This is a genomic window from Streptomyces sp. NBC_01320 (assembly GCF_035974375.1).
Classification (GTDB): domain Bacteria; phylum Actinomycetota; class Actinomycetes; order Streptomycetales; family Streptomycetaceae; genus Streptomyces; species Streptomyces yanii.
In genome coordinates, this window is sequence record NZ_CP108390.1 from 2,208,403 (window position 1) to 2,232,687 (window position 24,285).

General features: G+C 68.1%; 19 protein-coding genes and 1 pseudogene. 9 read left to right on the forward strand and 11 right to left on the reverse strand.

Annotated features, from left to right (window positions below; translation table 11 throughout):
* Positions 1-66: 66 nt before the first annotated feature.
* A complete protein-coding gene (locus OG395_RS10530; RefSeq protein WP_327242649.1) occupies positions 67-2,700 on the reverse strand; it encodes a S8 family serine peptidase in 2,634 nt (877 codons plus the stop codon).
* 525 nt (positions 2,701-3,225) lie between these two features.
* Between OG395_RS10530 and OG395_RS10535 the strand changes: the two genes are divergently transcribed.
* Positions 3,226-3,417 carry a hypothetical protein gene (locus OG395_RS10535; RefSeq protein WP_327242650.1) on the forward strand — a complete coding sequence of 64 codons (192 nt, stop codon included), beginning with the start codon at positions 3,226-3,228 and terminating at the stop codon, positions 3,415-3,417.
* Positions 3,418-3,960: 543 nt separating this feature from the next.
* On the opposite strand, the gene OG395_RS58250 is transcribed toward OG395_RS10535, so the two are convergent.
* Complete coding sequence (locus OG395_RS58250) at positions 3,961-4,278, reverse strand: FAD-dependent oxidoreductase (protein WP_442818536.1); 318 nt, start codon at positions 4,276-4,278, stop codon at positions 3,961-3,963.
* 428 nt (positions 4,279-4,706) lie between these two features.
* Between OG395_RS58250 and OG395_RS10545 the strand changes: the two genes are divergently transcribed.
* The 3 genes from OG395_RS10545 to OG395_RS10555 all read left to right on the forward strand — a co-directional run bounded on the left by OG395_RS10545 (position 4,707) and on the right by OG395_RS10555 (position 8,412).
* Positions 4,707-7,427, forward strand: coding sequence for a SpoIIE family protein phosphatase (locus OG395_RS10545; RefSeq protein ID WP_327242651.1), 2,721 nt, complete (start codon positions 4,707-4,709; stop codon positions 7,425-7,427).
* Positions 7,428-7,595: 168 nt separating this feature from the next.
* Positions 7,596-7,745, forward strand: a complete 150-nt coding sequence (locus tag OG395_RS10550; protein ID WP_327242652.1) for a hypothetical protein — start codon at positions 7,596-7,598, stop codon at positions 7,743-7,745.
* 10 nt (positions 7,746-7,755) lie between these two features.
* Complete coding sequence (locus OG395_RS10555; RefSeq protein WP_327242653.1) at positions 7,756-8,412, forward strand: CBS domain-containing protein; 657 nt, start codon at positions 7,756-7,758, stop codon at positions 8,410-8,412.
* 342 nt (positions 8,413-8,754) lie between these two features.
* Here OG395_RS10555 and OG395_RS10560 read toward each other — a convergent pair whose 3' ends face one another.
* Positions 8,755-9,633, reverse strand: coding sequence for a universal stress protein (locus tag OG395_RS10560; RefSeq protein WP_327242654.1), 879 nt, complete (start codon positions 9,631-9,633; stop codon positions 8,755-8,757).
* 640 nt (positions 9,634-10,273) lie between these two features.
* Between OG395_RS10560 and OG395_RS10565 the strand changes: the two genes are divergently transcribed.
* Complete coding sequence (locus tag OG395_RS10565; protein ID WP_266978133.1) at positions 10,274-10,732, forward strand: Crp/Fnr family transcriptional regulator; 459 nt, start codon at positions 10,274-10,276, stop codon at positions 10,730-10,732.
* A gap of 41 nt (positions 10,733-10,773) precedes the next feature.
* A complete protein-coding gene (locus OG395_RS10570; RefSeq protein WP_327242655.1) occupies positions 10,774-11,412 on the forward strand; it encodes a CBS domain-containing protein in 639 nt (212 codons plus the stop codon).
* Positions 11,413-11,617: 205 nt separating this feature from the next.
* On the opposite strand, the pseudogene OG395_RS10575 reads toward OG395_RS10570, so the two are convergent.
* A pseudogene (locus tag OG395_RS10575) lies at positions 11,618-12,772 on the reverse strand (aldose epimerase family protein).
* An 80-nt stretch (positions 12,773-12,852) separates the two neighbouring features.
* On the opposite strand from OG395_RS10575, the gene OG395_RS10580 reads away from it, so the two are divergent.
* Positions 12,853-14,547 (forward strand): ISAzo13 family transposase, encoded by a 1,695-nt coding sequence (locus OG395_RS10580; protein ID WP_327242656.1) that lies wholly within the window; start codon positions 12,853-12,855, stop codon positions 14,545-14,547.
* 14 nt (positions 14,548-14,561) lie between these two features.
* Here the strand turns inward: OG395_RS10580 and mmsB are convergent, their stop codons facing one another.
* The 4 genes from mmsB to OG395_RS10600 form a co-directional block, all read right to left on the reverse strand.
* Positions 14,562-15,803 carry a multiple monosaccharide ABC transporter permease gene (gene mmsB, locus OG395_RS10585; protein ID WP_327242657.1) on the reverse strand — a complete coding sequence of 414 codons (1,242 nt, stop codon included), beginning with the start codon at positions 15,801-15,803 and terminating at the stop codon, positions 14,562-14,564.
* Positions 15,800-17,350, reverse strand: coding sequence for a multiple monosaccharide ABC transporter ATP-binding protein (gene mmsA / locus OG395_RS10590; protein WP_327242658.1), 1,551 nt, complete (start codon positions 17,348-17,350; stop codon positions 15,800-15,802). Before mmsA ends, mmsB begins: the two co-directional genes overlap by 4 nt.
* Before the next feature lie 253 nt (positions 17,351-17,603).
* Positions 17,604-18,722: a multiple monosaccharide ABC transporter substrate-binding protein gene (gene chvE / locus OG395_RS10595; RefSeq protein WP_442818537.1), complete on the reverse strand. Its 1,119-nt coding sequence runs from the start codon at positions 18,720-18,722 to the stop codon at positions 17,604-17,606.
* On the reverse strand, positions 18,722-19,636 hold the full coding sequence (locus OG395_RS10600) for a hypothetical protein (RefSeq protein ID WP_327242660.1): 915 nt from the start codon (positions 19,634-19,636) through the stop codon (positions 18,722-18,724). Before OG395_RS10600 ends, chvE begins: the two co-directional genes overlap by 1 nt.
* 513 nt (positions 19,637-20,149) lie before the next feature.
* Here OG395_RS10600 and OG395_RS10605 point away from each other — a divergent pair.
* Entirely contained in the window at positions 20,150-20,350 is a 201-nt protein-coding gene (locus OG395_RS10605; RefSeq protein WP_327242661.1) for a hypothetical protein, read from the forward strand.
* 521 nt (positions 20,351-20,871) lie between these two features.
* On the opposite strand, the gene OG395_RS10610 is transcribed toward OG395_RS10605, so the two are convergent.
* Positions 20,872-21,027 carry a hypothetical protein gene (locus tag OG395_RS10610; RefSeq protein ID WP_327242662.1) on the reverse strand — a complete coding sequence of 52 codons (156 nt, stop codon included), beginning with the start codon at positions 21,025-21,027 and terminating at the stop codon, positions 20,872-20,874.
* 8 nt (positions 21,028-21,035) lie between these two features.
* A complete protein-coding gene (locus OG395_RS10615) occupies positions 21,036-22,136 on the reverse strand; it encodes a transposase (protein ID WP_327242663.1) in 1,101 nt (366 codons plus the stop codon).
* A 101-nt stretch (positions 22,137-22,237) separates the two neighbouring features.
* On the opposite strand from OG395_RS10615, the gene OG395_RS10620 reads away from it, so the two are divergent.
* A complete protein-coding gene (locus OG395_RS10620; protein WP_442818538.1) occupies positions 22,238-23,557 on the forward strand; it encodes an IS256 family transposase in 1,320 nt (439 codons plus the stop codon).
* Here OG395_RS10620 and OG395_RS10625 read toward each other — a convergent pair.
* Entirely contained in the window at positions 23,523-24,254 is a 732-nt protein-coding gene (locus OG395_RS10625) for a transposase (protein ID WP_327242664.1), read from the reverse strand. The genes OG395_RS10620 and OG395_RS10625 overlap by 35 nt on opposite strands.
* Between the last annotated feature and the right edge of the window lie 31 nt (positions 24,255-24,285).

Consider the following 24,285-nt stretch of genomic DNA (forward strand, 5'->3'; position numbering starts at 1 on the left):
CGGGGCCCAGGCGGTGCCACCGAAGCCGTCGAAGCCGCGACGGCCGGTGTGACGTGGGTCGCGCGGTCAGCGGACCAGGGTGACCTCCGGGGAGGTCCAGATCTGGGTGCCCGGTGACTCCTGCGGGTCGCCGAGCGCCTTGTCGAAGACGAGGCGCAGCCGGTACGTACCGGCGGGCGCCGGGGTGCCGTCGGCACGTGTGACGTCCCAGCTGTAGAACGCCACCCCGGTGCCCGCACCGGAATTACGGGTCACCCACGATGCGTCGTACGGGGTGTCGATCACCTCGCCACGGGTGTCGAGGACCTGGAGCCGCATCCGCTCCAGCAGGGGGAAACCGTGGGACAGCATGACCCAGGCCTTGTCGTTGGCCGTGGACGTGTCGGTGAGGTCGACGGTGGTGGGCACACTCTTGCCGAAGGTGAAGTAGGCGGGACGCAGCGCCGGGTTGTCCAGCGTCTTGTTGATCGAGGTGAAGGTGGGGTTGATCGCCGACACCGCGTCGAAGTCGCCCGCCATGCCCAGATACGGCACCCGGATCTCCGGAGCCGTCGAGCCGGACCGGGTGAACTCCACCCAGCCACCGAACAGGGTTCCTTCGGCGACGTCGCGGGGCTGCCGGATGTGCACGGTGACGGTACGGCTGCCGTGCGCGGCCACGATGATGCTGTCCTGGCCGTCGACCTCGGCGTCGCCTGTGGCGTCGGTGGGCTGCCACTCGCTGGTGTACGGCGGGGCTGCGGAGACGGCGGAGCTCTGCCCGATTCGGTAGGTCACCGGGCGGGCGGTCGGATTGTGGACTGTGATCCGGCGGGTCCGTTGCCGGCCTTCGAGGTCGCCCAGGGCGAGTTCGGACGGCGTTGCCGTCACGGTGTCGCCGGAGACCGACGCCAGTGCGGCGACCGCGTCGACCCGGCCCGCGCCCTGCTGGGCGACGGGCTGCCGGCCGCGTTCGTGATCACCGGTCATGGCGAGCGGAGTGGCCGTGTTCTGCAGTGCGGTCTGCACCTGAGCCGGAGTGAGGTCCGGCCGGGCCTGGAGCAGCAGGGCGACCACTCCCGCGACGTGCGGGGACGCCATCGAGGTACCGGACATGACGCCGTACCAGTCCTGGGCCGGGGGAAGCGCGGACAGGATGTACCCGCCGGGAGCGGCGACGTCCGGCTTGAACTCCAACTCGTTGCCCGGGCCCCAGGAGGAGCTGCGATCCATCAGCCCCGCGGCGTCGGCGGTCATCGGCGCACCGGCGTACGCACCCCACGACAGCTCGGTCCCGGCCGGCGCGGCCTTGATTCGCTCGGCGTCCCGTGCGCGGATCCCCACCACGGGGATGCCGATGCTGCCGCAGCAGGGCGAGAACGGCAGCGCATCCGGATCGGTGCCCGACGGGTTGTAGTGGACCGCGGCGACCGCACCCGCGGCCTCGGCGGTGCGGGCCAGGTCCATCACCCGGCACTTGAAGACGTCGGCGCCGGTGTACGGGGCGAACAATGCGATCTTGCCGTCGAGGCTGCCGGCGGGCAGTGGGTCGCAGCTGGACTCGATGACGGCCACCGGGTGGGCGCCCGTCACGGGAGCGGCCGGTGCCCGCCCGGAGTCCAGGTACGGGACGGGGGCCGTTGAGCCGTCATCGAGTGTGAACGCGAGGAACGGGTAGCGGCTGCTGTAGGTGCTGCCGACCGCAATCGCCCCGTCCGCGACCGCGGGCGCAGCGGCGTTGAACGGACCGGCGTAACCGTTTCCATTGGCGACGACCGTGGGAACGCCGGAGTCCACCAGGTGGTTCACGGCGAGCGACAGCACGCTGCTGCTGCGGTTACCGGTTGCGCCGAGGCTCATGTTGACGACATCCACCCCGTCGGCGGCGGCTCGGTCGAGGGCGGCCAGAATGACGGCGTCGGTCGGTGAGTTCTTCGTACCGAACACCCGGTAGGAGCGCAGTGTCGCGTCCGGTGCGACGCCCTCGATGTGTGCGTCGTCCCCGGCGACGATGCCCGCGACATGGGTGCCGTGCCCGGCAGCCGGGCCGAACCTGTCGTCGTACGGGTCGGCGTCCTCGTCCGCGAAGTCGTAGCCGCCGACCACCTTCGCGTTGGGGAAGCCCCCGCCGCCGAGCGCCGGATGGTCGTACGCGATGCCGCTGTCGATGATGCCGACGGTGACTCCCTTGCCCGTGTAGCCCAGGCGATGGGCCTGCGGGACGTTGGTGAGATCCGTGGCCGTGACGATTTCCCGGCCCGAGGGGGCCGCATCGCCGGACCGTGCGTCATGGCCCGCCTGGGCAACCGCCTTTGCGAGGACGTCCTTGGGCACCGGGGTGGGCCGCTCGGGCATCTCGTACGTCACCGGCTCGGTGACCTCGGCCACTCCGGGGAGTTCGGCCAGCCGGCCGGTCTGGCCTGCGGGCACCTCGACGAGGAGGCCGTTGACGACATTGCGGTACCGGCGTTTCACGGACAGCGCCATGCCCGCGTCGTGCGCGGCGTCGACCAGGGTCCGCTGCGTATCGGAGACCGTACGGCGTGCCGCTGCCCGGTCCTGCGGGGCGGCCTGCTGCACGGCCGGGGCGCTGTCGAGCGTGACGATGCGCGTCACCGACGGCCCGGACAGGTCGTCCGAGTCCGCGTGCGCCAGGTCACCGGGCAGGATGAGCGCGACGAGAAGCAGCGCGGACGCTGCGGATATCGAGTGTCTGTACACGACGGTCGATCAAATGCGACCGGCCCCCTCAGGGCAACAGTCACCGTGTGTCGTGTTTTCGCCATGGCGGAGAGTCGACGTCGATCATGTGGATCACGAGCCTTCTCCGATCTCCGAGCGGCATCGGATGGTTGGGGTGACTGCATGAGGATCTGCCCCCGGTGACGGCGGCTGCCGGCCGGACGCCGGGCCCTGCTCGCCTGCGCGCGCTCTGAGAGCCTGTCGGGTGGCCGTCGATCGGATAGCGGACGCGGTGGCGCAGCCGAAGACAGCGGTGGGCCGCCCGCGGAGCTCGATGCAGGAGATGGTCGTGGCGGGTGACGGCGTGACGAACCGCGTGCACTTCGCGCGGGCGCAGGCTGCGCAGGGACCACATGCGTTCGGCGTCCCGGTCGGCGGTGACAGCGAACGGCAGCCGGTGCACGACGGCGCAGCCGACCGCGTACAGCGACGGACGGCGCGGCTGGGGGGGCGGAGCCGAAGGTTTCTCCGTCGGCCGGGTCCCAGAGATGCAGGCAGGAGGAGTTGATCCGGCAGCGGGGTCGCGTCGGCGAGGTCCCAGGCTCGAAGTACGCCGTCCTCGGCGGCGCTCACTGCGATCCGGCGGCGGTGCAGGTCAAGTGGGACGAGGCCGGTCACAGGCGCCGGACGCTCGTACGCCGAGGCGGTACTGCTGGTGAGGCCGGTGGTGAGGTCATGGACACGAACGGCGCCTGACGCGGTGCCGGAGACGAGAAGGTCGTGTCCGTGGAGCGTGGTGCAGGTCAGGGCCGTGACGGGTTCCGGCGCGGCGTGGATGGGCAGATCGAGCGGTCGGCCTGTCGAGATGTCCCAGGCGCGTATCTCCGGGCCGTCGGCCCCGACGACTGTGCCTCGTCCTCCGGTCCCGGCGGAGCCGACGGCGACGACGGGGCTGCCGGGGCCATCCGCGACCGGCTGAACGGAGAGGGTGGCCGGGGAATGGCCGGCCGCGGTCCAGACCGGTTTCCAGCGACTGGGCCGACCGCCTGCGTTGGGGGCGCCGAGCAGGACAGTGGGCCGGTGGCGGGCGGCGTCGCAGCCGAGGAGAAGCGCGAAGACGTCTCCAGCTCCTCCTCCAGGAACACACCCGACAGGAACGGACGCAGCACAGTGTCGATCATCTCTTCGGATACGCCGGCCTCGGCGAGCGTGGTGGGTGTCGTCCGGTCCGTCCGGCGTTTCATCGCGGCAACCGGGAGCAGCATGTCCCGGACGGTCAGTGATCCGAACGCCAGCAGATCACGGGCCGAACCGAACCGCCCCGGCAGCAGATCCTGCGGCTTCGCGCGGGCGGCGTGTGGGGTCGTTGACCCGGATCCGGCGCCCGTCCCGGTGCACGAGCGTCCCCGGGGTGAAGGGCCTCGGGTGGAGGTCCCTGAGCGCGATGCGCTTCTTCACCTGGGGGTACGAGGTGTTGAAAACCTGGAAGCCGTGGTCGAGGAGGAAGCCGTCCCGCCGGTCGGTGCGCATCCTGCCGCCCGGGGCATCCGATGCCTCGACCACACGTACGTCGAGTCCGGCTCCGGCGAGATCCGGCGCGCAGGCGAGGCGGGCCATCCCTGCTCCGATCACCCGCACGTCACATGCCCCGGCAGGTGACTGCACCGTGACTCCCCTTTCTGGCCGTGGACGTACCGTGCCCCTGGCTTCGGCGCAGCGGACGACACCGTCGGCTGCCGCTGCTCTGCTGGAAGTGCTGTCCCCCGCCGAATCGTTGCATGTCGGGGCCGCGTGCGGCCCGGCCCGGGCGAGGGAGCGCCACGTGTCGCGCGTGCCCGTCCGGTCCGCGGGAGCCCACCCGGTGGCGCACGATGGAAGCAGGGCCCGAGCCAGATCTCGTCGCCGCCGACCGGAGTGTCTCCATGTCCCGTACACCGCATGGCATCCACTGTGCGAAGCCGAGGCCGTGATGCGTCGATCGGCAGGAATCAGACGATAGGTTACCCAATGGGCATACATAGCTAGAAAGTGTTAGGAATGTCGACATGGTCGACCATTCCGACCGATCCCGCAGCGGATCGGCTCGGTCACTGAGTGGCAAAGGGCCGCGAAGCGTAGCCGGGCAGGTGTTCATCCTGCAGGCGGTGGTCATTGTCCTGCTTGTGGCGGGCGCGGTTGTGGCGCTGGTTCTCCAGTCGTTCCATGACGCCGAGACGGAGGCGGAGCGCCGTTCGGTGGCTGCGGCAGAGACTTTCGCACACTCGCCGGGGATTGTGCAGGCGATCCAGTCTCCCGATCCCTCCAAAGTGCTGCAGCCGCTCACCGAGGTGGCGCGGAAACTGGCCGGCCTCGACTTCATCGTGGTGACGGACGCACATGGGACTCGTTACACACACCCCCGTCCGGAGTTCATCGGAAAGCAGTTCGTCGGCACCATCAAACCTTCGCTGGCGGGCCAGGTCCACGTGGAAAACGTCCAGGGGCCCCTTGGCCATGAAGTCCAGGCGATTGTCCCCGTCAACGCTCCCGACAAGACCGTCGTGGGCCTGGTGGCGGCTGGTCTCAAGGTCGAGAACATCTCCAACGCGGTCGACAAGCAGTTGATGTTCATCTTTGCCAGCGGGGCCGGCGCGCTCGGCCTGGCCACGGGTGGGGCGGCCCTGGTGGCCAAGCGGCTGCGAAGGCAGACCCACGGGCTCGATCCCGCCCAGATGACCCGCATGTACGAGCACCATGACGCTGTGCTCCACGCCGTCCGGGAAGGGGTGCTCATCGTCGGACACGACGGTCGGCTGCTGCTGGCGAACGACGAGGCCGAACGGCTTCTCGATCTGCCGCCCGACGCCCAGGGGCGCCCCGTCAAGGAACTGAAGAGCCTCGACCCGGCCACGGCGGAGCTGCTTGTCTCCGGTCGCGTGGCCACGGACGAGATGTACTTGGCCGGGGGTCGCATGCTGGTGGTGAACCAGCGGCGCACCGCCCGTGACGGAAGCCCCCTGGGAACGGTGGCGACCCTGCGCGACTCCACCCAGCTTCTGGCACTGACGGGCAAGGTGGAAACGACGAACGAACGCCTCAGGCTGCTGTACGACGCGGGGGTGGGCATCGGCACCACCCTGGACGTGACGCGCACGGCCGAGGAACTGGCCGAGACGGCCGTCCCCCGGTTCGCGGACTTCGTCACGGTCGACCTCGCCGCCCCCGTCCTGCTCGGGGAGGAGCCGACCGGCGCGGCTGCCGACCTGCGCCGCACCGCCGTCAGCGGCATCCGGGACGACCACCCCCTCTACCCGTGCGGCGCGCTCATCACCTTTCTTCCCTCCACGCCTCAGGCACGCGGATTCGCCACCGGCCGGTCCGTGGTGGTGCACGATCTGTCATCCGCACCCGAATGGCGTGCTCAGGACCCGGAACGGACGGGCAACGTCGTCGACTACGGAATCCACTCACTCCTCACGACGCCGCTGCAGGCGCGGGGCGTGGTTCTGGGCCTGGCCAACTTCTGGCGCTCGCGGGAGGCCGGAGCGTTCGACGAGGAGGACCGGTCACTCGCCGAGGAACTGGTCGCCCGTGCTGCGGTCAGCATCGACAACGCACGCCGGTACACCCGCGAACACGCCCTGGCGGTCATGTTGCAACGCAGCCTGCTGCCGCGCGCTCTGCCCGAACAGAACGCCCTGGATGTCGCCCACCGCTATCTGCCCGCACAGTCCGGAGTCAGCGGTGACTGGTTCGATGTGATTCCGCTGTCGGGCAACCGTGTCGCGTTGGTCGTCGGCGACGTCGTCGGCCATGGGCTGCACGCCGCCGCCACCATGGGACGGCTACGTACCGCGGTGCACAACTTCTCCACGCTCGATCTGCCGCCCGATGAACTCCTCGGCCACCTCGACGACCTCGTGGACCGCATCGACAAGGAAGAGGGGGGCGCGGACGTCGGTGCGGGCATCGTGGGAGCCACGTGCCTGTACGCGATCTACGATCCGGTCGCCCGGCATTGCGCCATGGCCCGCGCGGGACACCATCTCCCGGCGCTGGTCCACCCCGACGGCCGCGTGGAGTTCCCCGAGCTTCCTGCCGGGCCACCGCTGGGACTCGGCGGCATGCCGTTCAAGACCGCCGAACTGGATCTGGCCGTCGGTGCCCAGCTTGTCCTCTACACCGACGGGCTGATCGAGGACCGCACCCGGGACATCGATGTGGGGATGGAGCTGCTCCGCCAGGCCCTCGCCCATCCCGGCCGTTCACCGGAACAGCACTGCCGGGCGGTGCTCGACGCGCTCCTTCCCACCCAGGCCAAGGACGACGTAGCACTGCTCATCGCCCGCACCCGCGCGCTTTCCGCCGACCAGATTGCCGAATGGGATGTTCCGCTCGACCCCGCCGCCGTAGCCGGGATGCGCGCCGCCGTCGCGGAGAAGCTCGACGCGTGGGGCCTGGCGGAACTGGCGTTCACCACCGAGTTGATTCTCAGCGAGCTGATCACCAACGCCATCCGCCACGCCTCCGCGCCGGTCCGGGTGCGGCTCCTGCGTGACCGCAACCTGATCTGCGAGGTATCCGACGGCAGCAGCACTTCACCCCATCTGAGGTACGCGGCCACCATGGACGAGGGAGGCCGCGGACTGTTCCTCGTCTCGCAGATCACCGAGCACTGGGGCACGCGGTATACCCACGAAGGCAAGGTCATCTGGGCGCAGCAGCCGCTGCCTCAATCCGCCCCGGGCGCGAACGACACGGACCCGTCGCCGGCCTCGTCGTCCTGATCACCACCCGCGGCGGATCCTGACACCCCCGGAATCGTGGCCCCCGGTGAGCCGCCACTCCACGCGAGGGCGGAAAGAGCCCATCCGCTTCTCGCGGATCCCGATTGTGCGGTGCACGGCCGCCAGCCGCTTCTCCGCATCCTGGTGCGGACTCTTTCCGTCAATTTCATGAAAGCACCCCGGGTGGCAGGCCACCACCGGCCGGTCGGCCTCGTCCGGGTGTGCCGGGGCCTCGACGGAGTGGTGAACGTGGCCAATCGGCTCACGTACGAGCAGGACGACATGTCGGTCGACGCCCAGGAAGCCGCAGGGCGATAGGAGTGGACGGGTGAGACATCGAGACATTGGCGAGCTGATGACCCGCGAGGTCGTGACGGTCCCTGGGAATGCGGCGTTCAAGGACATCGTGCGCACACTCACCGAGCACCAGGTGTCGGCCGTCGCGGTCGTCGACGACGTGGGGCACCCGCTCGGAGTGGTGTCGGAAGGCGACCTTCTGCCGAAGTCCGCCGATCAGGGGGACTTCCTGCGGTCCCTGCCGGCTCCCGAGCCGCGTGAGCGGGAGAAAGCGGAGGGCACGCGGGCCGAGGAACTGATGTCGGCGCCCGCCGTCTGCGCCAGGGCGGACTGGACCGTGGCCGAGGCGGCCCGGCTCATGGAGGCGCAGAGCGTCAGACGATTGCTGGTCGTGGACGAGGCGGACACATTGGTGGGCATCGTCAGTCGGCGCGATCTGCTGAAGATCTTCCTGCGCGACGACGAGACCATCCGCCACGAGATCACCGGCGACGTACTCGACCTCACCTTGCACCAGGACCCCGGCGCCATCACCGTCGAAGTGACCGACGGCCGTGTCGAACTGAACGGCTCTGTGCGGTTCAAGAGCATGATCCCGGTGATCGAACGGTTGTGCCGCACCGTCGACGGAGTGGTTCACGTGGCGCAGCACCTCGGATACGCCGTCGACGACGCATCCGTCCCCTGACGTACGGCGTTCTCGCGGCACCGGCGGTCCGCGACCGCTGCACCGGATCGCGCCCTGCACCGGGTCCGGTCACCGAGGGGTGCCCGCCGTTCCACTCCGACATGGGCGAGGACAAGTCCATACATGCGCGGATCAACCAGAGCGCACGAGAGCCCTTCCGATGCCTCGACCTGGGCTCCGGCCGTCCCCAGTGTCTTCGGTCCGCCGCCGCGGCGCTGGGGCCCGCCATGCACTGCGCCGATCCGGCCGGTCCGCGCGTGTTCCCCTGCGGCGTGCTTCGCGGCGCAGGCCACGCCCACCTGCCAGCCCACGGTCCGTCCACCTCCATGACTCGGCGGTGGTTCATGGACGGTGAGGTACCACTGCGACAGGACAGCTGGAGTGATGGAGCGCCGTGTGGGCCGTCCGGCCGAGTTGCAGACCCATGTGCCCCTTGCGCCGCGACGCACCCACGACAAGGAGGTCGGCGGCGGCGGAGCGCCGGACGAGGACTTGGTGGGCCGGCCCCTCGACAGTGGAGCGGGAGACGGCAACGGCCGGGTTCTCCTCGATCGAGGCCTCAAGCGCTTGGTCAAGCTCTGTCGCCGCCCGCATCTCCCAGGTGAGGGCAGGCGGAGAGTCCTTGGCGCGCGGCAGGCCGACCGCTTCGGACGCGGGGCAACGCCAGGCACGTACTGCGTCGATCTCACAGTGCCGGGTGGCAGCCTCACGGATAGCGAACCTCACGGCAGCCGACCCGTGGGCCACGTCCGCGACGCCGAGCAGGATGCGGCCGTGTGCTCCGGCTGTTCCTGCCGCGTCGCCGCGTACCACGATGACAGGGCACTGGGCCCGGGACGCCAGGGCCAGACTCACGGAACCCAACAGGAGCTCCTTGAGCTGGCCCCGGCCCCTGGATCCGACAACCAGCATCGCAGCCTCGCGCGCTTCGTCGAGCAGCGCGTTGACCGTGTCCTCCGCCAGAACCTCGGTGGTGATCTTCAGATCCGGATTACGCATGCTCGCGCGCGTGACCGCGGTGGCCACGATGGTGTCGGCCAGAATCTGCTCGGAGCGGCGCTCGACGCCCCGATGCAGACCTGCCCCCTCGTAGCGTTCCCATCGGGAGGCGTAGACAACTCTCAGAGGAAGGTCGTGACGGGCTGCCTCCTCCACGGCCCAGTCGACCGCCCGCAAGCTCGAATCCGATCCATCCACGCCCACGATCAGGGGCTGCTCCATGGTCCCCATCGCCTCTCGTCCCCTTGTCGTCAGATGCCCACGTCGCCACCGTGCCATCCCCCTGAACTTCCCAGGAGGGATGATCAGGACCCGATCCTGGACATTCGACCTAATATTCGTAATAAACGGTGCGATCGATATATACCCCTCAGGAGGACCTGACGTATGTGTTCGGTGTGGATCCATCCCGCTGCCCCGGCTCCCGTACGTTGCTGACTCTCCCCCGCCGCCTCGGGTCCCGCCGTGCAGCGCGGCGGCACGGGCAACCCGAATGCCCTGCTCGCTCCCTCAGCAGGGCGCAGACTCCTCGTGCGGGCAGTCGGCGGCCCGCGCGGGCGACCGCCGAAGCCCGGCTCGCATCTAGGGCCGATTGGTCCCCAGGTCTCCCCCGTAGAGCCCCTGGGGACCACAGATCTTTCGGCGCAGGCTGTTCTCAGTTCCGCCGGAGGAAGCATCGACATGACGGCGACCAGGTCTCGACGGCAGCCTCGGCCCGCGGATGGCACGACCCTGTGGATCCCTACTGGTGGGACCCGCACGCAGTACAAGGACGCACAGTGCCGAGAGGAGCCCGGCTCCGGCTCAGGCACTGCCAACAACGATCTCAAGATCCGTGCCGCCCTGTGGAGGAGACCAGATCATGACCACTCCAACCATCCGGTCGCTGGGCACCAAGCATCGAGACCGGCTCATGCAGTTCACCCGGGAAGTGTCGTTCCCGGAGGGGACACGCATCTTTGAGGAGGGGCAGAGGGCCGACCACTTCTGGATTGTGCGGACCGGCACCGTCAGCCTCGACTTCCGCATGCCGAAAGGACCACCGGCGGTCATCGAGTCACTCGGGCACGGAGAGCTGATCGGCTGGTCATGGTTGTTCAGCCCTTATGTGTGGCAGCTGGGAGCCGAGGCGATGACGCACGTACGCGCCTACGAACTCGATGCCGCGCAGGTGCGCCACGCCTGCGACTTGGATCCGGAACTGGCCGCCGCCGTGGCCCTGTGGGTCGGCCGGGTGATAGCCCACCGACTTCAGTCCGCCCGGGCCCGTCTGCTGGACCTGTACGCACCGCACGGAAGTGGGCTGCCCCATGTCACCTGATCCCCCGTCCCGGCCGGACGGGCCCCGGTGAGGAGATCACCATGCCTCATTCGCCGCACACGGTCAGCGACGTCATGACCCACACCGCCATCGCGGTGGGAGGACAGGCCAGTTACAAGCAAATCGTCGAGCTGATGAAAGAGTGGAGGGTGAGCGCCCTTCCCGTACTCGAGGGCGAGGGACGAGTGATCGGCGTGGTCTCGGAGGCCGATCTGCTCCCCAAGGAGGAGTCCCGGACCGACGACCCGACCCGGCCGGAGCTGCCTCTGACCGACCGGGTGAAGGCGGGCGCCGTGAGCGCACAGGAGCTGATGTCGAGCCCGGCAGTGACCGTCCATCCAGACGCCCCCATAGCAGAGGCGGCACGCATCATGGCCCAGCGCCACCTGAAGCGGCTGCCGGTGGTCGACGCGGCCGGACTGCTGGAGGGAATCGTCAGCCGAAGTGATCTGTTGAAGGTCTTCCTCCGCTCGGACGAAGACCTTGCCGACGAGATCCGCCGCACCGTCACAGACTTGTCCCGCCCCGGAGGAGCGGTGACCGTATCCGTCGTGGACGGAGTGGTCACGCTCGGCGGCTCGGTACGCGACCGGACGCTCATCCCGTTGCTGGCCCGAGCCGTCCGAGCGGTCGAGGGCGTTGTGGACATCCACCTTGACCTGAACCGGACCACGGGTTAGGGGCTGGTTTTCGCCGGCGTCGGTGGGCTCGCGCGTTGTTACAACCAGTCGCGTGGAGCCCGCCGCCGAGAGGCGATCGCCCTTCGCGAGCCACCCCGTGCGGCTCCGACCGGTTTCCCCCGGCCAACCGGGGAGCCCGGTGTTCAGGTCATAGCTGTGCCCCGCGGGGTCAAGGCCTGCGGGGCACAGCGGATCAGGGCAGCCCTCAGTGGGCCGAGAACGTGTGGACCGTGCTCGTGCGGTACGTCCGGCCCGGGCGCAGCACCGTCGAGGGCCAGGACGGCCGGTTCGGGGAGTCCGGGAAGTGCTGGGTCTCCAGGCACATGCCGTCGCCCTGCCGGTAGATCTTCCCCGAGGTGCCGACCAACGCGCCGTCCAGGAAATTGCCGGAGTAGAACTGCAGCCCCGGCTCGGTCGTGGACAGCATCACCGTCCGGCCCGATGACGGGTCACTCAGCGTCGCGATGTGCTCGGGCGCCGCAGTGACCCCCTTGTCCAGAACCCAGTTGTGGTCGATGCCCTGGCCGTACAGCAGTTGCTGGTTGCCGACCCGGATGTCCTCGCCCACCGTCTTGGCCCGGCGGAAGTCGAAGGGCGTGCCGGCGACCTTCGCCAGTTCGCCTGTCGGGATGAGTCCGGAGTCGACAGGCGTGTAGCGGGAGGCGGCGACGGCGAGTTCGTGGTCGTATATGGTGCCGCTGCCCTCGCCGGCGAGGTTCCAATAGATGTGGTTGGTGAGGTTGACGACCGTCGGCTTGTCGGTCGTCGCCTCGTAGTCGATGTGCCAGTCGCCGCGCGCGGTGAGGGTGTACGTCACCTTCGTCCTGAGCGTGCCGGGGTATCCCATCTCGCCGTCGATGCTGGTCTAGTGCAGGTGGAGGCCGACGCCCGTGGAGTCCTGGAACGGCTCGACCTCCCAGACCCGCGTGTTGAAGCCCTTGGCGCCACCGTGCAGGCTGTTTTCGCCGTTGTTGACCGAGAGCTGGTAAGTGGTTCCGTCCAGGGTGAAGCGGCCCTTGGCGATGCGGTTTCCGTAGCGGCCGATCAGTGCGCCGAAGAAGGTGGTGCCGGCGACGTACGACTCGATGTTGTCGTAGCCGAGGGAGACATTGGCGCGCCGGCCGTGACGGTCGGGGATCTCCAGGGACTGGATGATCCCGCCGTAGGACAGGACCTTCATCCGGGTCCCGCCGTTCTCCAGCGTCCACCGGTACACCTTCGTACCGTCGGCGAGTCTGCCGAAGAGCTCCTTCACCGGCACTCCGTGCTTGCCTGCTGCGTGGGCCGTTCCGACCGACGTGCTCGCTCCCAGCCCGGCGGCCGCGGCCGCCGATATCACCGTGCGTCTGCTCGTGTCCATGTCGTGCGGCTCCTTCTGAGAAGTTAGGGCTTGCCGGGAAACAAGCCGTCGCTTCCGGGATCGTGCCTCGTTGTTGTGGTATGGGGATTCCGGAGGGGGCCGATTCGGTGCTGACGGCGAAGTTCCAGGCGTTGTTCCCGCACTTGGACGAGCGCCAGCGTCGGCTGGTCATAGGGGCGGAGGCGCGGTCGCTGGGACACGGCGGGATCAGGCTTGTCGCCCGTGCGGCCGGGGTGCGTGAGGGCACCGTCTCGCGCGGGGTAGCTGAACTGGAGTCCGGGGAGGCGCCGTTGGGGCGGGTCCGCCGGGTGGGCGGGGGTCGCAAGCGGGCGGTGGACCTGGATCCGGGGCTGCGGCCCGCGCTGCTGGCGCTGGTCGAGCCGGACGTGCGCGGGGATCCGATGTCGCCGCTGCGATGGACGGTGAAGTCGACCCGGCAGTTGGCCGAAGATCTGACCCGGCAGGGCCACCGGGTCTCGGCGGACACGGTCGCCGTCCTGCTGCGCGAGGAGGGCTTCAGCCTGCAGGGCAACGCCAAGACCGTTGAAGGTGCACAACATCCCGACAGGGATGCGCAGTTCCGCTATATCAACGAGCAGGCCAAGGAGTTCCAGGCCGTGGGAGACCCGGTGGTGAGCGTCGACACGAAAAAGAAGGAGCTGGTCGGGAACTACAAGAACGCCGGACGTGAGTGGCATCGCGAGGGCGTTCCGGTCCGGGTCCGCACTCACGACTTCCCCGACGCCGATCTCGGCAAGGCGATCCCGTACGGAATCTATGACCTGACGGCGGAGGCCGGCTGGGTCAGCGTCGGTACCGACCACGACACCGCCGCCTTCGCCGTCGCCTCGATCCGCCGCTGGTGGCATGCGGCCGGCCGCATTGCCTACCCCGCCTCCCGGCGCCTTCTGATCACCGCGGATGCGGGCGGGTCCAACGGATACCGCACCCGCGCCTGGAAGTTCGAGCTGGCTGCCCTGGCCGTCGAGACAGGCCTGGAGATCACCGTATGCCACTTTCCTCCAGGCACTTCAAAATGGAACAAGGTCGAACACCGGCTGTTCTCCCACATCACAATGAACTGGCGTGGCAGGCCCCTGACCAGCCACGAGGTCATCGTCAACAGCATCGCCGCGACCACCACCCGCACCGGGCTGACCGTCCGCGCCGAACTCGACACCACTGCCTATGAGACCGGCATCCGCATCAGTGACGGGCAGATGACCGCGCTGCCCCTGAGCCGCCATGACTGGCACGGCGACTGGAACTACACCCTGCGCCCCGAGGAACACCGTCGCGACGGGGTCCCACCCATCCCGCCACAGAACCAGCCCGGCCCCGGACGCGACTGGCTGACTCACCCGGCCCTGACCGGCATGCGGCTTGACCAGTGGGAACAGCTGGTCAACGAACTGGCAACGGCCCGACAGCTCCAGCGGGAAGAGGACCTTCACCAACGACGCGGCGGCGACCGGCAGAAGACCCCCGCCACCGGCCTCTACACCGGTCGGCGCCCCGGCCTCACCCTCGTCGACCGGCTCCTGGCCACCATCCTCTACGAGCGGTTCAAGCTCCCCCAGGTCGTCATCGCGCCGCTCTTCACCATCACCCCCGTGACCCTCAACCGGGCCATCAGCCAAACCCGTCGGCTCCTCCACGACATCGGGCACGCCATCGAACCCGCCGAAACACAGCTGGCCACCCTCGACGATCTCACCGACCTCGCCGCCCACCTCGGCATCACCCCGACATCAGAGATCAAGACGGCGAGTTAATGTCCGGCAAGCCCTTACGAACCGACCTTGCGCTTGTTCCACACGTCGAAGCCGACCGCCGCCAGCAGCACCAGGCCCTTGATGACCTGCTGCCAGTCGGAGCCGACCCCGACGAGGTTCATGCCGTTGTTGAGCACGCCCAGCACCAGCCCGCCGATGATCGCGCCCAGCACGGTGCCGACGCCGCCGCTCATGGACGCACCACCGATGAACGAGGCCGCGATCGCCTCCAGTTCGAAGTTGATGCCGGCCTTGGGGGAGGCGGCGTTGAAGCGGGCCGCGAAGACCAGGCCGGCCAGGGCGGCCATCATTCCCATGTTCAGGAAGACCAGGAAGACGACCTTCTTGTCCTTGACACCGGACAGCTTGGCCGCGGGGAGGTTGCCGCCGATCGCGTACACATGACGGCCGATGATCGCGTTGCGCATCACATAACCGAAGCCGACGACCAGGACACCGAGGATCAACAGCACCACCGGTGCGCCGTTGTAGCTGGCCAGCAGCATGGTGACGGTGAGGACCGCGGCGATCAGCGCGGTCAGCTTGAGGGCGAACAGTTTGGCGGGCAGGACGTCCAGCGCGAACTCCTGCTGCCGCTTGCGGTCGCGTACCTCCTGGTAGACCACGAAGGCGATCAGCGCGAGCCCCAGCAGCAGGGTCAAGTTGTGGTAGTTGGTGTCCGGTCCGACCGCGGGCAGGAAGCCGTTGGCGACCGTCTGCAGGCCGTCCGGGAACGGGCCGACCGTCTGGCCCTTCAGGAAGATCTCCGTCAGACCTCGGAAGAGGAGCATTCCGGCGAGGGTGACGATGAACGACGGTATGCCCAGATACGCGATCAAGTAGCCCTGCATCGCTCCCGCGACGGCACCGAGCAGCAGCACCAGCACCACGGCCAGCGGCCAGGCCATCTCGTGGTCGACCATCAGCACCGCGGCCGCCGCTCCGACGAAAGCCGTGAGCGAGCCGACCGAGAGGTCGATGTGGCCGGCGATGATGACGAGCATCATGCCGATCGCGAGAATCAGGATGTAGCTGTTCTGCAGCACCAGGTTGGAGACGTTGCGCGGCAGCAGCAGGTCGCCGCTGGTCCAGACGGCGAACAGGACGACGATCAGGCCGAGGGCGATGAGCATGCCGTACTGGCGCATATTGCGGCGCAGCCCGTCCAGCATCAGCTGCAGGAGGCTGTCCCCGGCCTTGTCCTTGCCGCCGGACGGGGCCGCCGTCGGGGTGTTGGCGGTCAGATTCGCGCTCATCGCTCTTCCCTCTTGTCCTTGGTCATCTGGCGCATCAGCACTTCCTGCGTGGCCTCGGCCCGCGCGACTTCTCCGGTGAGCCGGCCGGCGGCCATCGTGTAGATGCGGTCGCACATACCGAGCAGTTCGGGGAGCTCGGAGGAGATGAAGACGACCGCCTTGCCCTCGGCTGCCAGCCTGTCGATCACGGTGTAGATCTCGTATTTGGCGCCCACGTCGATACCGCGGGTCGGCTCGTCCAGGATCAGCACATCGGGACCCGCGAAGATCCACTTGCTGAGGACCACCTTCTGCTGATTGCCGCCCGACAGCCTGCCGACCCGTTCGAAGACGTTCGGCGCCTTGATGTTCATGCTCGTGCGGAAGCCCTCGGCGACCTTGCGCTCCCCGTGTTCGTCGACGATCCCGCGGCCGGCAACCTTGGGCAGGGCGCTCAGAGTGATGTTGCGGGTGATGGTGTCGATGAGGTTGAGCCCGTAGTGCTTGCGGTCCTCGGTGACGTACGCGATGCCGTGCGCGACCGCCTCGGGGACGGTTTTCGTACGGATCTCCTTGCCGTCCTTGAGGACCGTGCCGCCCGCGTAACGCCCGTACGTACGGCCGAAGACGCTCATCGCGAGCTCGGTGCGGCCCGCACCCATCAGGCCCGCGATGCCGACGATCTCGCCCCGCCGCACCTGGATCGACACCGAGTCGACGACCTTGCGCTGCTGGTCGATCGGGTGGCGTACGGTCCAGTCGCGGATCTCCAGCGCCGGGGCGCTGCCCGCCTCCGCCTCGTGCGGGGTGCGCTCGGGGAAGCGGTGTTCGAGGTCGCGGCCGACCATGCCGTGGATGATCCGCTCCTCGGTGGTCTGAGCGGCCTTCACGTCCAGGGTTTCGATGGAGCGGCCGTCGCGGAGGATGGTCACCGAGTCGGCGACCCGCTCGATCTCGTTGAGCTTGTGCGAGATGATGATCGAGGTGATGCCCTGGGTCTTCAACTCCAGCATGAGGTCGAGGAGTTTACCGCTGTCCTCGTCGTTGAGCGCGGCCGTCGGCTCGTCGAGGATCAGCAGCTTCACCTCCTTGGAGAGCGCCTTGGCGATCTCCACGAGCTGCTGCTTGCCGACGCCGATGTCCGCGACCCGGGTCTCCGGGTGATCGCTCAGACCGACCCGCCTCAGCAGCTCGGTGGCGTGCCGCAGGGTGTCGCGCCAATTGATCACGCCGTGCTCGGCATGCTCGTTGCCGAGGAAGATGTTCTCCGCGAGGGAGAGGTAGGGCACGAGGGCGAGCTCCTGGTGGATGATCACGATGCCACGCTGTTCGCTCGCCTTGATGTCCTTGAAGTGGCAGGGCTCGCCCTGGAAGAGGATCTCCCCTTCGTAACTCCCGTGCGGGTGCACGCCGGAGAGAACCTTCATGAGGGTCGACTTGCCGGCGCCGTTCTCCCCGCAGATGGCGTGGACCTCGCCCTGGCGAACGGTCAGGGAGACGTCGGAGAGCGCCTTGACGCCGGGAAAGTTCTTGACGATCGAGCGCATGTCCAGGACGGGTCCCGCCATGGTCGTGCCTTTCTGATCTGCGTTGCCGCTACTGATGGGACTGAGACCGACCGGCAAAGGGAGGGTGGGAGAAGGAGCGGGGTCCGGTGCGTGCAGCTGCAAGGCGGAGGAGGGAGGCAACCCGAAGGGGGCCCCTCCCATGCCCCTTCAGGGCTATGGGGGAGTTGTTGACTGACGACAACGCCGCAGATGTGCGTGCCGGGCCCCGCGACGCCGCCCTCCATTTGCCGGTCGGTCTGAGAGACCTGGTGGGTCACTTGAGGTCGTCGGCCGTGTAGTAGCCGGTGTCGATGAGCTCCTTGGTGTAGTTGCCCTTGTCGACACTCACCGGCTGCAGCAGGAACGAAGGCACGGTCTTCTTCCCGTTGTTGTACGAGGTGGTGTCGTTGATCTCGGGCTTCTTGCCGCTCAGCGCCGCGTCCACCATGTTGGTGGCGACCTCGGCAAGCTTGCGGATGTCCTTGTAGACTGTCTGGTTCTGCTCGCCCTTGATGATCGACTTCACCGAGGCGACCTCGGCGTCCTGACCGGTGACGATCGGCCACGGCTTGCTCGCCGTGCCGTAGTGGTCGGAGCGCAGCGAGGACAGGATGCCGATCGAAATGCCGTCGTACGGCGAGAGCACCGCGTCCACCCGGCCCGAGGTGTACGAGGACGTCAGCAGGTCGTCCATGCGCTTCTGCGCGGTGCCGCCGTCCCAGCGCAGGGTGGTGACCTGATTGAGCTTGGTCTGGCCGGACTTGACGACCAGCTGCTTCTTGTCGATGTACGGCTGGAGGACCTTCATCGCGCCGTTGAAGAAGTACTGGGTGTTGTTGTCGTCGTTGGAGCCGGCGAACAGCTCGATGTTGAAGGGCCCCTTCTTGCTGCCGTCTGCGAGCCCCAGCTTCTGCACGATGTAGGTGCCCTGGAGCGTGCCGACCTTCTCGTTGTCGAACGAGGCGTAGTAGTCGACATGGTCGGTGCCGAGGATGAGCCGGTCGTAGGAGATCACCGGGATATGGGCGTCGGCGGCCTGTTGCAGCACGTTGTTCAGCGACTTGTTGTCAATGGCCGCGATGACGAGGGCTTTGACGCCCTGGGTGATCATGTTCTCGATCTGCGAGACCTGGGTGTCGGGGTCGTCCTCGCCGAACTGCAGCTTGGTCTTGTAACCGGCCGCCTGCAGGTCCTTGACCACGTTCTTGCCGTCGGCGATCCACCGCTCGGAGGACTGGGTGGGCATGGCGATGCCGACGGTGCCGCCCTTGGCGCTCTCCGCGCCGGTGTCCTTGCTGCCGCCCGAACTGCTCTGACCGCAGGCGGTGAGGGAGAGGCACAGGGTGAGGGAGGCGACAGCAGCCGTCGTGATGGTACGGATTCTCATGGTCATCAGTCCTTGTTGGTCTCATCGTCGAGAACAGGGAAGCGGCGAAGGGTGCCCGGCAGCCGGGAACCGAGCGGTGACATTCCGACCTCGGCCCCGTGCCGGGCCAGCAGGTCGAGCGCAAGACGGCCGCGGCGGACTCGTTCGCGCGCGGTCTTGAGATAGATCGGGGCGCCGCGCCTGATCAGCTCGGCCGCCTCGTACATCCGGACGTAACCGCCGAGGTCGTCCGGGGCCTCGATGTAGAGGTCCATGGGGGTCGCGGAGGCACGCCGGATCTCGGTGAAATGAGCGAGCGTCAGGTCGGAGGGGATGTTGATCGAGTCCGCGCCCAGCTGCTCATAGACCGCGTAGGAGGCCGGGTTGACCGGCCCGATCAGCGCGGAGACCTTGAAGGTGGTGTCGGCGGGCAGCACGCCGCGTGCCCGCAGCCGGTGGAGCGTCCAGAGCACGCCCTCATCGGCGACGAGCAGGCAGGTGACGCCCAGCTCCGTTGCGCGCAGGGCATCTTCGACACAGCCGGCGAGCGCGTCGTGGCCGCGGGCGCGCAGGCCGGCGCCGCCCGAGTCCGTACGCGTGGAGCCGCCGATGTCCCAGGTGCCGCGCGGTCCGGTGAACAAGCAGAGCTCGATGTCGCGCTCGGCGCAGGCCTCCACCATCTCGATGATCTCGGCGTCGGTGAGCATCCAGACACCGCTGCCCTGACTGATGCGGTGGACGGGGACATCGAGGCGCGAGGACTCCTTCAGTACGACGGCGAGCGCCTCGGGGCCCTCCACCGAGGGGATCTCGGTGCGCCAGGTGCCGCCGTCGGGGAAGGCGTGCGGGGAGGAGTCGGCAGGATTGTCGGCGGGCGCGGCGAGGCCGAGCGCGGCGAGGGCGGATTCGCCGGGACGGCGGGCTCCTGAGGCAGTGGTCACGTGACCCCCCATGATTGTTCGATATTTCGTACATGGTTCGGCAACAACGGCACGGGTCTGCCACGACGAGCACAGCGGGACCGCGCCGGCCTCGGGATCACCCCTGCCCACCACGACGATGGCGCGCGAGAGCCCCTCCAGGGCCAGTTCATGGGCGACAAGCGATACGGGCTCGATCGGACCGGGCCCCTCCGACGCCGATGACACCCTCGTCGGTGTGGAGCGGCACCCGGGCGCGGGCGCCACTGGGCGTTCCGGCGACGTGGGTGGTGATTCCCGTCATGCGCAAGGCAGTTACCCCCGAAGCTGTTCGGTATTTCGTCACATGTTCGAAATGCTGGCGTGAACGTAGTCGCGGACAGCGTGCATCGTCAATGGCCCGGCACCGGTCGATTTCATCGGTGCGGCGTGGTGTTGACGAGGGGCGTACGGGACGGCAGGCTCCCGCCGGTCGACATACCGAGAAGCGTCCGAAATCTCGAACCCGCATATCGAGCTTGAGGAGCACCACGTATGACCGATCACCACATGAGCCGCCGCACCTTGATGGCCGCCGCGACGGCCGTAACGTTCGCGTACGCACTCGGAGGCGTCGCAGCCCCCGCCGCGGCAGCCGAAGCGCTCCCTGCCCCCGCAGCCCACTGGGCCTTCGACGAGGGGACGGGCACCAGCCCCGCCGACACCTCGGGCAACGGCTGTGCACCGTCACCCTGACCGGCGCGGCAGCCTGGGGCGCCGCCAAGACCGGCGCGTACCGCCTCGACACGACGGCAATCGGCTACGCCGAACACGCGGGCACAGTCGTCGACACCTCGGCCGCCTTCTCCGTCGCCGCCTGGGTGCGCCTGAGCCGTACCGGCGGATACCAGACCTTCGTCTCCGCCGACGGTGCTGCCGTGAGCGCCTTCTACCTCCAGCTCCGCGCCGACACCGGCGTCTTCGCCTTCACCCGCCTCCCCGCCGACTCCACCGAAGCGAACAACGCCGCCGCCGTCGCGGGCGCAACCTTTGCACCCGAGACCGGCACCTGGTACCAGCTCCGTCGTCGACGACCCCGCCGCGGGACTTGTCCGGCTGTACGTCAACGGTGTACTCGAAGGCGAGGCCGAGTACGACCATGGCTGGAAGAGTACGGTCGGCACCACCGCCGTCGGCCGCGGCGTCGAGAGACGTCAACTTCTCGGCCGTAAACGACTCCGTTGGGAAATCCGCAAACCGGTTGCGTGTCCGTGGTTTTAAGCGGCGAGTTCGAGGCGGGCCAGGTGGGAGGTTCTGGTCTTGCCGAGTGGGGTGCCGGTGAGCCAGGCGTCGAGGCGGATGATGTTGATCGCGGTGGCGGCGAGGACGTTGCCGAGGTGGGTTTTGGGTAGTCCGGTGACTCTGCTGCGCAATTCCTGAGTCAGGCTGTGAGTCGGTAGGCGAGGCGTTCGAGGCGGCTGCTGCGGGTGTGATGCTGGTCGTGTCCGGTCCAGTGGGCGTCGAGTCTGATGACGTTGAGCGCGGTGGCGGAGAAGGCGTGTTGGAGGCGGACTTTCGGTAGGCCGCGGTAGCGGGCCCGGCGTATGCCGGTGATGTCGAGGGCTTGATTGATAGTGCCTTCCACGCCCGCTCGCAGGGCGTACTTGGCCTTCCAGGTCTCGGTCTTCTGCTCGGCGCGGGCCTGGGTGAGGGCTTCTTCTGGCTCTCTGGGGCGCAGGGTGAGCATGCGGCGGCCTTTCGCGGAGCTGGTGCACTGGTCCCGGAAGGGGCAGGGGCGGCAGGTGCGGACGCCGAAGGTGATGACGATCGCGTCCGTTCCGTGCTGTTTCACGGGGTTCCAGTGCGCGCTGGTCTTGCCGGCGGGGCAGCGGACCTGGCGGGCCTTCCAGTTGATGGTGAAGGCGCTCTTGTCGAAGCCGGCGTGGGCCTTGGCCTGGGTGGAATGATCCAGCAGGACCGGGGTGACCATATGGGTGCCCTGTTTCAGCGCGGCGGCGATGAGGTCGGCGGATGGATAGCCGGAGTCGAGGTAGTGCTCGGCGGGCCTGATGCCGTGCTCGGCCAGGCGTTGTTGGACCGGGGCGGTCGCTTTCACATCGGGCACGGTGGCATCTGTGGTGCACACGTCCGTGATCAGATTCGGTGCCGCCCGAACACCGGCTTCGGCTTCGGCTTCGGTGGGAGTGTCGCAGGTCTCGGTGAGGTGGACCTTGTAGCCCATCCAGAACAGATCCTCGCCCTTGGCCGCCCAGCGTGCGTCCGCGTCGTAGGGGGAGGCGAGGCGGCGATGACCGGGCGGGACACCCTCGTCGTCGGCGGCCCGCTTCTTGATCACCTCCCGTCCCCTGGTGTCGGTGCTCAGGCAGTAGGTCTGGACGAGGATCTGCCGCAGGATCTGTACGGACTCGATCTCACGGATCCATGGGGGTGTGCCGGGTGACCAGGCCGCCCGGCACAACGCCAGCGCGTCCTGGCCGAAGACCTGCGCGAGCCGGTCGCGTTTCGTCTGCGAGGCGGGCATGCGCCAGGAGGGTGTTCACTCCTATGTGTAAGTGATGGTCTTGCTGGGTGCTGGTCGGGCCCGTCCTGACCTGGAGTTTGTGACACACAGTGAGTGACTTGATGAACGAGATCAGCCCGCAGGCCGCGCCCATGGACAGCCGTGAGGAGGCCGCCCGACGCCTGGCGGGGGCACTGTCGCCTGCGGCGATCGACCGGATGCTGGCGGACGCGGAGGAGGCCGGGGTCGGCATCGACGGGGCCGGCGGGCTGCTGCAGCAGATGATGAAGGCGGTCCTGGAGCGGGCTCTGCAGGTCGAGATGGCCGACCACCTGGGCTACGAGGCCGGCGACCCGGCCGGTCGGGGCAGCGGGAACTCCCGCAACGGCAGCTTCCCCAAGACACTCACCACGACGGCGGGGCCGGTCACGGTGGACGTGCCCAGGGACCGCAAGGCCGCCTTCGAGCCGGTCATCGTGCCCAAGGGGCGACGGCGCCTGGCCCAGGTCGACGACATGATCCTGTCCCTCTACGCCCGCGGCATGACCACCCGCGACATCACCGCGCATCTGAAGGAGGTCTACGGCTCCGAGGTCTCCCCGGCCCTGGTCTCCAAGATCACTGATGTGGTGGCCGATGAGATAACTGCCTGGCAGAACAGGCCAGTTGACGAGGTCTATCCCATCCTCTATATCGACGCACTCAGCGTGAAGGTCCGCGACGGCGGCATGGTCACCAACAAGTCCGCCCACCTGGTCATCGGCGTCGACGTCGACGGCATCAAGAACGTCCTGGGCATCTGGATCCAGGACACCGAAGGCTCGAAGTTCTGGCTGAACGTGCTCAGCCAGCTGAAGAACCGCGGCCTGCGCGATGCGCTGATCGTGTGCTGCGACGGCCTGACCGGCCTGCCCGAGGCCATCAACACCGTCTGGGACAAAGTCCTGGTCCAGACCTGTGTGACCCACCTGATCCGGGCGTCGATGAAGTACGTCTCCTACAGCGACCGCAAGAAGGTCGCCGCCGCCCTCAAACCCATCTACACGGCCGCGACCGAGTCCGAGGCGCTGTCCGCCCTGGACGAGCTGAGGGCGAACTACGGCAAGAACTACCCTGGTTTGATTGCCAGTTGGGAGCGGGCCTGGGAGGATTTCATCCCCTTCCTCGCCTTCGACCGCGACATCCGTCGAGTGATCTACACCACCAACGCGATCGAATCCCTGAACTACCAGCTCCGCAAGATCACCAAGACCCGCGGCCACTTCCCCTCCGACGACGCCGCCATCAAGCTCCTCTACCTCGGCATCCGCCGCATCGAGGGCCGGCACATCGACGGCGACGGCCCCATCCCCCAAGGCCGCGTCCGGGGCACCGGCACCCTCGGCTGGAAGCGCGCCATGAACCACTTCATGCTCGCCTTCCCTGACCGCCTCCCCCTCTGACCCCAGCAAGATCACCCTCAGTAACCACCCCACGGGCCCGACCAGCAAGAACACGCATCACGACATACACAAAGGAATTGACAACCTCTGCGCCGCCGTCCACCCGCGGCCCGTACCGGTGAGCGAACTCGGCGACATCGACCTGTCCGGCCAGCCACGACGGCGCCGCGACAGCCAGGGCCTCCAACGCCGCCCGCACACTCTCCCCAGCCAGCTCGAGGCGGTTCAAGTCCCGCACCGCACTGATCACATGGGTGGAATCGGTCCGCTGCTTGCCCCCGGCCGCGACCAGCCCCTCCTCCTGGCAGTACTCAAGGAGACGATCGAAGATCACCCGTTCCATGCCGTTGCCGACCAGCCGGGAACGGAACCTGCTCAGCACGCTGGCATCGAAGCCGGTGTCCGTCAGCTCCGCCCCGAGCGCGTACTTCCAGTCGATCGCCCGCACCGCCATCGCCGCGGCCTGCCGATCGGTCAGATCCTCCGCGAACTGCAACACCGTGACCAGGCACAACACCCCCGGAGACAGACCCGGAGCCCCACGCACCCCGAACGCCGACGCGAACGGCTCGTCCGCGAAGACCTCCGCGAGCCGGTCTCGCACCCGCATCGCCAGGCTCCCCCGCGGGAACGCCGCCCGCGCCACCAGCACGGTCTGCTCCGGGACTTCCGGCAGCCCCTTCGGCCGCATCGACATCCACACCACCCCCACGGCCGCACGACAGGAC